12 protein-coding genes are annotated in these 13358 nt (G+C 50.6%); 4 read left to right on the top strand and 8 right to left on the bottom strand.

Annotated features, from left to right (window positions below):
* Window positions 1-9 precede the first annotated feature (9 nt).
* The 3 genes from pgi (at window position 10) to ATL17_RS01230 (ending at window position 3560) form a co-directional block, all read left to right on the top strand.
* Window positions 10-1644 (top strand): glucose-6-phosphate isomerase, encoded by a 1635-nt coding sequence (pgi, locus tag ATL17_RS01220; RefSeq protein ID WP_133570959.1) that lies wholly within the window; start codon window positions 10-12, stop codon window positions 1642-1644.
* 75 nt (window positions 1645-1719) lie between these two features.
* Window positions 1720-2610 (top strand): DMT family transporter, encoded by an 891-nt coding sequence (locus ATL17_RS01225; protein WP_133570960.1) that lies wholly within the window; start codon window positions 1720-1722, stop codon window positions 2608-2610.
* 68 nt (window positions 2611-2678) lie between these two features.
* Complete coding sequence (locus tag ATL17_RS01230) at window positions 2679-3560, top strand: hypothetical protein (RefSeq protein WP_133570961.1); 882 nt, start codon at window positions 2679-2681, stop codon at window positions 3558-3560.
* Here ATL17_RS01230 and ATL17_RS01235 read toward each other — a convergent pair.
* Window positions 3557-4807, bottom strand: coding sequence for an MFS transporter (locus ATL17_RS01235; RefSeq protein WP_133570962.1), 1251 nt, complete (start codon window positions 4805-4807; stop codon window positions 3557-3559). The two genes, ATL17_RS01230 and ATL17_RS01235, sit on opposite strands and share 4 nt — an antisense overlap.
* A gap of 143 nt (window positions 4808-4950) precedes the next feature.
* On the opposite strand from ATL17_RS01235, the gene ATL17_RS01240 reads away from it, so the two are divergent.
* Window positions 4951-5568 (top strand): 5'-methylthioadenosine/S-adenosylhomocysteine nucleosidase, encoded by a 618-nt coding sequence (locus ATL17_RS01240; RefSeq protein ID WP_133570963.1) that lies wholly within the window; start codon window positions 4951-4953, stop codon window positions 5566-5568.
* Here the strand turns inward: ATL17_RS01240 and ATL17_RS01245 are convergent.
* The 7 genes from ATL17_RS01245 to ATL17_RS01275 form a co-directional block, all read right to left on the bottom strand.
* On the bottom strand, window positions 5565-6713 hold the full coding sequence (locus ATL17_RS01245; RefSeq protein ID WP_133570964.1) for a patatin-like phospholipase family protein: 1149 nt from the start codon (window positions 6711-6713) through the stop codon (window positions 5565-5567). The genes ATL17_RS01240 and ATL17_RS01245 overlap by 4 nt on opposite strands.
* Before the next feature lie 120 nt (window positions 6714-6833).
* Window positions 6834-7742: a LysR family transcriptional regulator gene (locus tag ATL17_RS01250; protein WP_133570965.1), complete on the bottom strand. Its 909-nt coding sequence runs from the start codon at window positions 7740-7742 to the stop codon at window positions 6834-6836.
* 32 nt (window positions 7743-7774) lie between these two features.
* Window positions 7775-8791 (bottom strand): ABC transporter ATP-binding protein, encoded by a 1017-nt coding sequence (locus tag ATL17_RS01255; protein ID WP_133570966.1) that lies wholly within the window; start codon window positions 8789-8791, stop codon window positions 7775-7777.
* 4 nt (window positions 8792-8795) lie between these two features.
* Window positions 8796-9779: an ABC transporter ATP-binding protein gene (locus tag ATL17_RS01260; RefSeq protein ID WP_133570967.1), complete on the bottom strand. Its 984-nt coding sequence runs from the start codon at window positions 9777-9779 to the stop codon at window positions 8796-8798.
* Window positions 9779-10717, bottom strand: a complete 939-nt coding sequence (locus ATL17_RS01265; protein ID WP_133570968.1) for an ABC transporter permease — start codon at window positions 10715-10717, stop codon at window positions 9779-9781. The genes ATL17_RS01260 and ATL17_RS01265 overlap by 1 nt, the downstream gene beginning before the upstream one ends.
* Window positions 10714-11670, bottom strand: coding sequence for an ABC transporter permease (locus ATL17_RS01270; RefSeq protein WP_133570969.1), 957 nt, complete (start codon window positions 11668-11670; stop codon window positions 10714-10716). The genes ATL17_RS01265 and ATL17_RS01270 overlap by 4 nt, the downstream gene beginning before the upstream one ends.
* Before the next feature lie 57 nt (window positions 11671-11727).
* The gene (locus ATL17_RS01275; protein ID WP_133570970.1) at window positions 11728-13284 is read right to left on the bottom strand and encodes an ABC transporter substrate-binding protein; all 1557 of its coding nucleotides are present in this window, start codon (window positions 13282-13284) and stop codon (window positions 11728-11730) included.
* Window positions 13285-13358 lie beyond the last annotated feature (74 nt).

Raw genomic sequence — 13358 nt, forward strand, 5'->3', positions numbered from 1 at the left:
GGAAAGATCATGTCCCAGATCGATTCAGCTTTTACTGCGCTTTCCCATCATCACACCCGCTTGGCAGATGCCAAAATGCGGGAGATGTTTAAATCTGATCCGGACCGGTTCGGCAAATTTAGCCTCAAGTTGGATGATCTCGCCCTTGATTATTCCAAAAACCTTATCGATGAGAGTGCGTTTAACGCGCTGATCGATCTCGCCAAAGCCGCCAATGTTGAAGCGCGGCGTGACGCCATGTGGGCAGGCGAGCATATCAATTCCACAGAAGACCGTGCCGTCATGCATATGGCGCTGCGTTATCAGGGCGACCAGCCTGTCATGGTCGACAGCAAAGACGTCATGCCTGATGTGCGCGAGGTATTGGCCAATATGCGCACTTTTGCCAACGCCGTCCGCTCTGGCGACATCAAGGGCGCAACAGGCAAAAAAATCACCGATGTAGTCAATATCGGCATTGGCGGGTCAGACCTTGGCCCCGCCATGGTGTGCAACGCACTGCGTCCATATATCGACGCAGGCATCACGCCGCACTTTGTCTCAAACGTGGATGGCGCGGATATTGCTGACACGCTGGCGCAAATTCAGCCCGAAACCACGCTGGTTCTGGTCGCCTCAAAAACCTTCACCACCGATGAAACCATGACCAACGCCAACACCGCCCGCAAATGGCTCGTGGACGCGCTGGGTGATGCAGCGGTGAAAGATCATTTCGCGGCGCTTTCTACGAACTTAGATGCTTGTGCTGATTTCGGCATCGCCCAAGATCGCATCTTTGGCTTCTGGGATTGGGTCGGCGGTCGCTATTCCGTCTGGTCCGCTATCGGCTTGCCCGTCATGCTGGCCATCGGTCCAGACCAGTTTGATGAATTTTTGGCTGGCGCCTATGAAATGGACCAACATTTTCTCACTGCGCCACTCGCGGAAAATATGCCCGCGATCATGGCCGTATTGGGCGTGTGGTACCGCAATGTATGGGGCCATGCCACCCACGCCGTTCTGCCTTATGATCAGCGTATGAACCGCTTCGCCGCCTATTTGCAGCAGCAAGATATGGAATCCAACGGCAAATCCGTGCAGCTAAATGGTGAAAAAGTTACCCGAAAGACTGGCCCAATTGTTTGGGGCGAACCGGGCACCAACGGTCAGCACGCCTTTTATCAATTGATCCACCAGGGCACCGACATCATTCCCGTCGATTTCCTTGTGGCCGCGCAGGCACACGACAATCTGCCCGAACATCACCAAAAGCTGGTCGCAAACTGTTTCGCCCAGTCTGAAGCCTTGATGCTCGGCAAAAGCGCCGATCAAGTAGTGGCAGAGTTGAAAGAGCAGGGCTTGTCAGCCGCTGAAATCGAAGCGCTCACGCCGCATAAAGTGTTCGAAGGCAACCGCCCGTCCAACACTTTGATCTACACCAAGATGACACCAAAGATGCTCGGCAAACTGATCGCACTTTATGAGCACAAAGTGTTCGTGCAAGGCGCGATTTGGAACATCAATAGCTTCGATCAATGGGGCGTAGAGCTGGGCAAACAACTGGCCAGAGCCATCCTGCCCAAAGTGAAGGACGCCAACGCGCCGAGCCAGCACGATGGCTCCACCGAGGGCTTGCTTGCACAATTTCACGCTTGGAAGGGTTAGCCCCAACCATCTAAAAGAATCATTGCGCAATTTGAAGGCTAGGCTATCGTAAAGGTCCAACCAATCCGGTGGATCATGTCACAAGATAGCCTAGCCATTATTTTGCGCGTCGGATCAGGCATTTTATTTGCGCTGATGGTCGCTTGCGTAAAAGCCATGTCCGATGCTGCCCCAACGGGGCAAATCGTCTTTTACCGCAGCGCTTATGCACTCATCCCGCTGGTTGGCTATTTGTGGATTCGCGGCGAGTTTCCCAAGGGCCTGAAAACAAAATATCCGATCAAACATGTGTTCCGGTGTTTAACTGGCTGCTGCGCCATGTTCGCGTCATTCGCCACGTTGGCCTATCTCACCATCGCTGAATCAACCATGTTGACCTATCTGTCGCCCATCTTCGTGGTGATCTTCGCACAAATCTTCTTGAAAGAAGTGGTGCCAGCCGTGCGTTGGGTTGCAGTTATTCTCGGTGTTTTCGGTACAGGTGTGCTTGTTGTGCCCGAATTGATGAACAGCCGTACCGACAATGAATCCTACTTGATTGGCGTGAGCCTTGGCGTTTTAGCCGCAATTCTCACTGCGGCCTCAATCATCCAGATTCGTAATCTTGCCAGAACCGAACATCCCGCCGCGATCGCATTTTATTTCGCGCTCACTTGCGCAATCTTCGGCTTATGCACCTTGCCATTCGGCTGGGCTGAAACAGATTTCAAACAAGAAATCTTGCTGCTCGGCGCAGGATTGTTCGGCGGTTTTGCCCATATTCTGGTCACCACCAGCTTCCAACTGGGCGAAGCATCCAAGCTTGCGCCTTACGAATATCTATCGCTGATTTGGGCGGTGATCATCGGTGTCACAATCTTCGGCAACATCCCCAGTCTCAGCTTTTATGCCGCATTGCCGTTCATCGTTGGCAGCGCTGCCATCGTAGCGTTTAAGGAAGGCTTCCGCCGCAACATGCCGCGCTAATAGTTTGATTTGCCAAATCTGGCTTTGTGAAGCTATCCTTTCTAACGGGAGGAGAAGTTCAAAAGCCGATGAACTTTGCACATATCTTGTTATTTCTGGCTGGCGCTATTGCAGCTTTATTGCTCGCATCCGCTAAAATCGTCGGAGAAGTGGTGCCACCAGGCCAAATCATTTTTTCCCTTGGCATATATTCATTTTTGCCAAGCCTGATTTATTTCGGGTTGAAGGGCGATATTCCGTTTCGCCTATATTTGAATGCGCCATTGCTGCAATCCGCCATGGGCTTAGGTGTCGTTGCTGCCTTCTGGCTGTTGTTGATGGTTCTCAATACTCACTCACTGCTGTTCGCCGCCTTGCTGGTGTTCATGCTAAGCGCCATGCAACTCGCCAGTCGCTATTGGCGCCGTAAGGAAAGTCGGCAGGCGGAGGGCCGTTTTGGTATCGATATGATCATCTGCGGCGTGGCCATGTTTGCCTTGCCGCTTCTCATTAAACTGCCTGTTGCGACGGCAAATCTGATGGCCATTTTGGTCGTGGCATGGTGTGGCGCGCTCTTGGCATTGCGGCAATCCAAGGTCTGGCGAAGCCAGTGGAAGTTGGTATGGCCGTCTGCTTTGGGTTTCTATTCATCCATACTGGCTGTCATCGTCGGCGCATTCAGCACGAGCCAGGGGTGGGTTGATCCCAACACAGCAGAGTCATTTCATTTGATTTGGATCGGTGTCTTGTTCGGCCTAATGCAGATTGCAATCATTCATGCCAAACGTCTTGAAGGCCTAAAGCGGCCAAATTTCAACTTTGAAACCGGCTTTTTGCTCATGGTCACATTTTTGGAAATTGCATATTTCAGAGAACGGCCCGCAAACAATATTCTGTTTGCGTTGCCATTTTTCCTCTCCGCACTAATTTTTATGGCAGGGCAAAAAAGGGCGCCGAAAGGCGAGCGCTAGCTCGCCTTTGTTGCAGGCATGTCGTCCACATGCATTTGTGTTGCTTCCGGCGTGATTGTTGGCGTAATCGGCACAATCGCGTCCTTGTCGTCCACTTCGCCTTTGTCGCTGGCCACAAGCCGCTGAATGCCCGTTCCCGCCAACACAAGCGCCACAAGCGCATAAAACACATACATGCCGGTGCCGCCAAACCGATCCAACGCAAACGCGCCACCAATCGGTCCAATCACCATGCCGGTTGAGAACACCAAAACCAACGTGCTTGAGGCCGCAACCATTTGTTGTGGCTTCAAATAATCATTCATGTGCGCCATGCAGATCGAATAAACGGGCAGGGTGAATCCCCCCATAATCAGGAAGCCGCCAAATAAGAATAACGGATAAAGATGCGGCGTGCCGATATAGACCATCACAAAGCACACAAGGCCATTCACCAGCGAGGCACCAACAATAATGATCCGTCGATCAAACAGGTCTGAAAGCTTGCCCAGCGGGAACTGAAGCAACAGTCCGCCCAACGTACTCGCCGCCAGCAAATAACCGGTTTCTGAAACGCTTAAGCCAACTTTCCGGGCATAGATCGCCGTAACAAACGCCAAGCCGCCATTGGCGATACCGATGAAGAAACCGCCAATCACGGCCATGGGCGAAATATTGAACAGTTCCACTAGCGTCACACGTTGTGGCTCTTCCAAGCTGGGCTGTGTGGTCGCCGCAATCAAAATCGGCACCAATGAGACGGAAAGCAAAACAGAGATAAAGATAAACAGCGTGATATCGCCTGGCGCTGAAAGGCCGATCATCAATTGGCCAGCCATATAGCCTGCCGTTTGCACTACGAAATAAGATGAGAGCAAGGAGCCGCGATTCTTATTATCTGCCAATGAGTTCAACCAGCTTTCTGCCACGATATAAATGCCAGAAAAACAGAAGCCAGATAGAATCCGCATTGCGCCCCAGCTTACAGGATCATTGGTGATCAGGTGGATAAGCGCGGAGGTGCTGGCAATGGAAACCAATGCTGCAAACACCCGCACATGACCGGAATGGTTGATCATGATCGGGGTGATGAAGCAGCTTAAGATAAACCCGATGGGATAGCCGGATTGCACCAAACCGATTGTGGTTTCATTAAACCCGATCTCTTGCGCACGAATGGTCAAAATTGTCGACAACAAGCCATTGCTGACCATCAGCAACACCATGCCCACAAATAACGGCCATGCCGCACGGATAGCTATCCACATTAAGGGAACCCCATTAGGTTTGATTTGCAAATCATTGCTAGCCTAAACATGCTAGCTTAATGATCTCAAGACGAATTATTGTTTTATTTTGCGCATATGGACGGAACAATCGGGGCGCCATCGCATTTAAAAACGGGGCAATTATGGCCGAAATTAAGAAACTCAAAAATGGCATGAAAATCCTGCCGCTAATGGCCACAACCATTGAATATGGCGAACATCTCAATCAGCAGATCGCTCCGTACATTATTGGAGTAGGGCCTGTTGAAGCTGCAATGAACAGCATGCAGATTCTGAACCAATTGCCAGAGAAGCCCGATTATGCAGTGCTTCTTGGCTCATCAGGCTCGTCACGACTTGCCCAAGGCGAAATCTATCAAGCCTCAAGCGTCAGCTATCGCGATATGGACGCTTCGGCCATCGGATTTGAAAAAGGCAGAACGCCATTTCTCGACTTGCCAGCAACATTACCGCTGGGCCCAATGTTTGACTTTCTGCCCGCCGCAACCTTGTCCACAGGTGGCAAGGTCATTGTGGGTCCTGAATTTGATCAGCTAGCAGAAGACATGGTGGATATGGAGAGCTTCGCGGTAAAACGCGCCTGCCAATCCCACAATGTGCCCCTCATTGTCCTACGTGGCATTAGCGACGGCAAAAAAGAGCTGCAAAAGTTTGATGATTGGACAGAACTATTGCCCATGCTTGATCAAAAACTGGCAGAGGCCTTGGCAAATATTTGCAACGAGCTTTCCCAGCCTTAGAGGCCGTTTTGCCAACGATCATTCGACGCACCCGCACGCACACCTTCATTAAACAACTGTGTTAGTTCGGTTTCATCTAAGCGAACTTCGTTCACAGGTAAATCATAATCCATGCGCAATGCCGCCATGCGCATTTTCCAGCCATGGCGTTTTGCAAATTGTTGCGCAGCGATAATGCTTTGCCGTGAGTTGGCTTTAATGGAAGAGCCAAAAGAACGTTCCAAGATGCTAACCGTATGCGGTTTTACCAGCTTATATTCATGCCCAATCTTTCCATTGACCAATAGATATAAGGTTGGCGTCGAAGAGAAGTTTCTCAATTGCCCTGCCTGTACAATCGCTTCAGGCAGCAACATGATATTTGCGGTGACGCCGCCATCCACATGCATTTCTTTGAATGTCTGTCCCTGATGCGTCACCTCAATATATTGTGGGGGCAAAACGCCCGGCACGCTGGCAGACGCCACCAAAACCTGTCGGAATAAATTAAGGGCGGACTCATTTTGAGCACTGGCAATCGCGCCCATATCCCAAATGGCGGTACGCTGGGTGTCAATATTGGTGGTGATCACATAAAGCCGGCGGCCCTTTTTGTGCTCCGCTGCAATTTGCTGCAGCAATGTTGGCGTCACATAACGCGCAACCATCTTTTCTAAGGGCTGTGCGCTCAACACGCTTGAACCAAAAATTGCCGACAGGCCGGCAACACGAACCAAATCGCTTGTTTTTTCTTCGGTGAATAGCCTCGCCAAAATGGGATCATATCCGCGGCCCAAGAAGGCAAATGGAGCCAATAGTGCACCTGTGCTGGTGCCACTCACCACTGTGAATTGTGGCCGGGTGCCTGCTTTGCTCCATCCGGTCAAAAAGCCTGCTCCAAACGCACCCTCGGCACCGCCGCCAGAAAGCGACAGCATGGTGAGTGGGCTGGATTGGTTTTGGAAACTCGATGGAGACCATAATTTCGCATTCACGATTCTCGGGTCGTCTGCCCAAATGCGCACGCCTTTAAGATTGGGCACAGTGGCGGCACTGCTGGCACTCATCGTATAATCGGTGCGATCAGTCGCGCAAGCAGCCAAAAACAAAGTCAGCAGCAATGCCATGACCGAAAGTAGCGCGCGAAATGATGTGTGAGCCGACATAAAAATTCCTTTGCCCACCTGCGAAAAATTCGGGCAGGGCTGCGCACAGAATACTGAAATTTAAAGAAGAATAAAACGTAATTTTAGTGGCGCATTTGCGCCGCTTCGTCGCATCGCAAGCTACGCGTGGCTTTCCACTTCACGCCACAGCCGCTGCAATGTCGGCTTGTCATTGTCTTTTTTCTTATAAAGCCGGATCTGCAAATTCTCAGTCAGTCGTTCGTCGCCCATCTGCAAAATATTACCATTCTCCAGCTCTTCTTTGCAGAGATCAAAGGGCAACCATCCAAAGCCAAATCCTTTCAGAATCATAGCCTTAATGGAAACAGCCAAGGCATTTTTGCTGACCACAAAAATGCTTTTGGGGTGTATTTCACGCGAAAGAATGCCATCCACCACAGGGCGAAGTGATGACGTGTTGCCATAACTCAAAAGCGGTACAGAACTATTTTGTCCAGTGTCGAAACTAAATAGCGGCGCGCCATTTTCCGCACCCGTCACTGGCAACAATCTATCTGTAGAAAGCGTGATGTAATCGCATTGCGCCACTTCCAACGGCGCCAGAAAATCCATGTCCGGATGCCAATAAGTCAGGATAATGTCGCAATAATTTTGCTGCAACGCCGTAACAAATTTGCTCGCTTCCCATGCCGACGAATTGAGGTCCACATCTAAGCCGACCTGGTCCACAAGCGGTGCGATATGAGACTTATAGTGGGTAAGATATAGGGATTGAGTGGTGGCAAATCGAATTTGATTTTCATTTGCCGCATCAATGGTTTGGCAGCGCTCGACCGTTTCCGAAAATGTATCCAAGATGATTTTCGCTTGCGACAGAAACACTTGCCCCGCAGGCGTAAGTGATAAGGGTAGCGTTTGCCGATCAATCAGCTTAACACCAACCTCATCTTCAAGCGCGCGAATGCGTCTAGAAAAGGCAGGTTGGCTCACATTGCGCACCTCTGCCGCCCGCGAGAAACTCTTCTGCACGGTAAGCGCCTCAAAATCTCTGAGCCAAATGAGGTCCAAAGCCTTATTCCATCCCTAAACTTGGTGGGTGATCAATCATCCAAACGATCTTCTTCAACTGCGTGGCACGCTACTGTGCTTCCATCGGGTTGGCGCATGGGACGAGGGCGCTCATGACGGCAGCGATTGGTGGCGAAATGACATCTGCTTTCAAACGGACAGCCAGTTGGCGGCGCAAGCGGCGTTGGCCGCTCACCACGCAGGCGAATATATTTTGGCTTGTCGTCTTTAAGTTGCGGAATGGCAGACAAAAGTGCCCTTGTGTAAGGATGTTTCGGGCGTTCAAACAGAGTACGAGTACTGGATATCTCACAAATAGACCCCAAATATAAAACCGCGACACGCGTGGCAAAATGCTGCACCACATTCAAATCATGCGCAATAAATAAATATGTTATGCCGCGTTCTGCCCGTGCTTCAAGCATAAGGTTCAAAATTTGCGCCTGTATCGAAGCATCAAGTGCAGAAATCGGTTCATCAGCAATCATAAATTCGGGATCAACCGTCAGCGCGCGCGCAATCGCTATGCGTTGGCGTTGCCCGCCTGAAAAAGCATCGGGGTAACGATCACTCCAGGTCTGATCAATCCCCACCGAACGCATAATGTCCGTCTTGCGCTGTTGAATGTCCTGCGGCGAATAATCGGGAAAGTGGTGCTTTAGAGGTTCAACCAAAGCCTCATCCACCGTCATGCGTGGATTAAGCGATGCGTAGGGGTTCTGGAAAATCATTTGCATGCGCTTGCGCAAGGGGCGCTGTTCACCACGTGAAAGTTGATCAACTCGTTGACCATCAAAGTGAATTTCGCCCGAAGTTGGCCGCTCCAACCCGGTGATCAGTCGTGCAATCGTTGACTTCCCGCAGCCAGATTCCCCAACCAAACAAAAAGCCTCGCCCTGATCGATGGAGAAAGAAACATCGTTCACCGCATGCACATAGTTTTTTCGGCTACGCAGACCCAGCGAACCAGGGCCACGATGGTGCAACTCAAACTGCATATGTAAATTTTTGACGTCCACCAAGGGGCGGTTTTGTACCACATCATTCATAGAGCTATTCCACCAATGTCTCTTGATGCAAGCGGTTCACTTCGTGGCAGGCCACTGAGGCGTCGCGATATTGCACAAGGCTCGGCCGCTCGCGCGTACATTCTGGTGAGGCATACGCGCACCGCGGATGAAAGGGACAACCCTCAGGGAGTGACAGCAAAGAAGGCATATAGCCCGCGATAGACTTAAGTGGCGTGCCGGGCAAAGTCTGTTGCGGCAATGCGGAAATTAGGCCCTGCGTATAAGGATGCTGCGGGTCGTTGATCACTTCACGGGTTTTTCCCGTTTCCACCACTTCGCCCGCATACATCACCATTACGCGCTCTGTGAGTTGGCACACAACACCCAAATCATGCGTGATGAGAATAAGGCCGACATTGTTGGCCATGCATAAATGGAGCAGCAACTCCAAAATATCGGCTTGTGTGGTGACATCTAACGCAGTTGTTGGTTCATCAGCGATAATAAGATCAGGATCAAGCAGCAAAGCGATTGCGATAATGACGCGTTGCCGCATACCGCCGGAAAGCTCATGCGGATATTGGCCCAGTCGGCTTTCAGGCGCAGAAATATAAACTTCGCGCAATTTTTGAATGGCAATAAACTCGGCCTCATCCTGCCGCAATCGTCGATGCGCCATCAATGTTTCAACCATTTGTTGGCCGATGGTGAGTACCGGATTGAGCGTTACCAGAGGATCTTGAAAGATCATCGCCATCCGATTGCCACGAATTTTCCGCAACTGCCGCTCATTTAGGCGAACCATATCTTGTCCGTCAAATAGCACCTTGCCGCGATCAATAAACCCGGGAGCGTTCAGCAAATTCATCATGGCAAATCCAGTTATGGACTTGCCCGCGCCAGACTCGCCAACAATGCCTAGGCGCTCGCCCTTTTGCAGCTCAAATGAAACATTGTTCACCGCAGTGATCGCGCCAAAAGGCCCGCCAAACTTTACATTTAGATTTTGCACGGACAACAAAGCCATTATCCAGCCTCCGGCACATGTTGCGGTGCAATGCTGTCGCGCAGCCAATCACCAAGCAAATTGACCACTAAAATCAGCACCACGAGCAACAGTGCAGGCAATGTGGTGATCCACCAACTACCGGAAAACAAATAGTCAAATCCACTGGCAATCAGCGAACCAAGTGATGGGTAGGCGATCGGCATGCCAAGTCCCAAAAAGCTGAGGGATGCTTCCGCGATAATGGCGTTAGCGATTTGAATGGTTGAAATCACAAAGATCGATGCCAAAGAGTTGGGCAATATATGGCGCACCATAATGCGAACAGGGCCAAAGCCCATAATGCGCGCCGCATCCACATATTCCTTCTGCTTTTCCGCCAAAACTGTCGCCCGCACCGTGCGGGCATATTGCGGCCACTCGGCCAAGCCGATGATCACGATCAAAAGGAAGGGGGCATATTGCGCAAAAAACGCACGGCCACCCACCACTTGGGTTAGCGCGAGGAACACAATAGCAATCATAAGTGTCGAAAAGGAGAGTTGAATATCAGCAAGGCGCATCAACAAACTATCCACACGGCCGCCCACATATCCGCTAATCAGGCCAATGCTGACGCCGATAAGTGTTTGCACCAGCACCGCACCCAGTCCAATGATCAGCGAAAGCCGAAGCCCATAAAGCATGATCGACCACATATCGCGGCCTTGATCATCTGTGCCAAACAGAAATGCGGGCTCAGCGCCTTCTGCCCAGAATGGCGGCCGCTCGCTGTTGAGAATGTCAATTTGGGTGGTGTCAAACGGATCAAATGGCGCAAGCAGCGGTGCAAACGCTGCCAGCAGGCACAATATTGCAAAGATCACCAGCGAAACAAAAGCCACAGGATGATGGCGCAATCCAATGGTGAGGTCGCTTTGAAAGAATCGTGAATAGGGCGAAAGATATGAATTGCTCATGCGGCCATCCTCGCCAAATTAACAGTCGGATTGATCGCACTGTAAAGCACATCAACAATGGTGTTCAGCACCACGAAAATCGCCCCGACCACCATCAGATAGGCAACGATCAACGGCGCGTCGCCACGGTTCACCGCTTCCAAAAACATAAAGCCCATGCCCGGCCACTGAAACACGGTTTCTGCCAAAATTGTATAGGCCACCAATGTGCCGATTTGCACACCACCAACGGTTACAACTGGCAGTAATGTGTTTTTCAATGCGTGGACAAAATAGATGCGCCAGGGCGATAGGCCACGCGCACGGGCATATTTCACATACTCGCTTTTCAACACTTGCCGCATCTCGGCGCGGATCAACCGCACAAAAAGTGGCAGCATGACTGAGGCCAAAGCAAATGCGGGCAAAACAATATGTTTCAGCCCATCCCAAGATGCGAAATTTGTTTCCCAATAGCCGACAATTGGCACAACATCGCCGCGACCAAATGAGGGTAAAATGTTCCAAGTCACCGAAAACAGATAGATCAACAAAATGGATGTAACGAATACGGGAACAGACAGCCCCAAAACAGAAACACTCAAAATCAGCCGGCTAATCGTATGATGGGGATAAAGTGCTGTGAAGATGCCTAGCGGCACGGAGAAAATGCCCACAAGCACTGCCGCCGCAAAAATCAGTTCCAAAGTCGCAGGCATCTTTTTCAGGATAACCGTCAGCGCAGGCTCTTTGAAAAATGAGCTGGTGCCCAAATCACCCTGAATTGCACCGGACACAAACTGGAAATATTTGGTCAAAAACCCGGCATCAGTTTCAACATTATACGCCGCAGCCGAGCCTGCATTGAGTCCTTGTTGGAAAGCAAGATTATCCTGCACGGTAAACCCAATCAGCGAGATTACCGCGAGCACAAGAAGTGCCTGAATAAATCTTTTTGCCAAATAAATAATCATCTTATCTCAAATAAAACTCGCGGTTGCAGCTCAAGTGAAAATGGTTGTGGGGTTGCATTATTGAGCCTCCATCACAAGGTCGCCGAAATAGGGCGCATTTTGCGCATTCACAATGTCTTCAGCCAAAATGCCGTTACGCACGCCCCAAGCTAAATTTTGCCAGTGCAGTGGAATAAAAGCGGCATCATCGAACAAAATCTGTTCAAGATCACGCAATAGCTCCGCTCGCAAGGTCGCGTCCATTTCGCTATTCGCGCGTTGCATCAACTCGTCCGCATCGGGGTTACAATACCCTGATGAGTTGTAACGGCCTTGCCCGGTTTCTTCATTCGGACACGCCGTCAAAAACTGATGGAAATTAGCGCTGTCTTCGGTGTCTGAATGCCAGCCGATCATCATAATATCAGCAGCCCGCGCGTCATACTGGGTCCAATATTGCGCCTTTGGAATGGTTTGCAAATCAACTTCAATATTGATCTTGCTCAGCATCAGCGCTACCGCCTGCGCGATACGTTCATCATTCACATAACGATTGTGCGGTGCCAACATGCTGACTTGAAAACCATCCGCATATCCGGCCTCCGCCATCAATGCCTTTGCTTTGTCTAAGTCATAGCGCGGCGCTAGCACCTCAATATGTCCCACATATCCTTCGGGGCTCATTTGCGCGCTAACCGTTGCAAATCCATGCATGATGCGCTCAACAATTCCGGCGTTGTTAATCGCATAATCGACAGCTTGCCGCACACGGATATCTTTGAACGCAGGCACACGATCCATGTTCAGCTGAAAGGTGATCGCGCGTGTGCCGGGCATGGTGATGAGTTTGGTTTGCGGATGGTCTGAAACATTTTTGAGGTTCGATGGGGCAACGGGGGCAATAAAATCAACCGCTCCCGAAAGCAGAGCCGCCAGCCGGGTTGAATCTTCTTTAATCGGCGTCAGCACAATTTCTTCAACATTGCCTTTGGATTGTTGATCCCAATAGCGGTCAAAGCGTTTGAACACGCTTTTCACGCCTTGTTCGCGCTCTGCCACGATAAATGGCCCGGTACCCGAGGCATTGCGAGAAGAGAAGCTATTGCCGTGTTTAACGATCTCGGCTTTGTCACGTCCATCATCCGTCAAACCGGAGTAAAAAGCTCGATCCATAGGGAAAAGATAGGTCAGAGAGTTTAAAACAAGCGGGTAGGGTTGGCTCATTTTGACATCGAATGTGTGATCATCAATCACTGAAACAGACGTGAAGGGCTCAAAAATCGCCTTGAAGTCACCACTGGTTTTTAAGCGGTTGAATGTCCATTCAACATCGTATGCCGTCAGCAAATTACCACTGTGAAACTGAACATTCTCCCGCAAATGGAAGCGCATCGTTTGCGGGGCGACATATTCCCATCGCTCGGCCAACCGCGCTTCAATTTCGTGATCTTGCGTCCAACGCACCAGCGGATCAAAAATCAAATGCGACAATTGCAACGTGCCGCCGGAAAGCTGCTCATAAGGATCCAATGAAACCGGATCTGCATCATAGGCTACGCGCAAACTGTTCTGCGCCGCCGTTGGCCCACTGAACATCACAGTGAGCATGATTGCTGCAAAAACTCTCCTCAACATGTGGCTTTGTCCTCCCCAGAACCAAACGCACCAATTTCAAACAGAAGTTTGAAATATTTTGGCTGCGTTCCCCA

The sequence above is a fragment of the Maritalea mobilis genome, from assembly GCF_004363175.1.
GTDB lineage: Bacteria > Pseudomonadota > Alphaproteobacteria > Rhizobiales > Devosiaceae > Maritalea > Maritalea mobilis.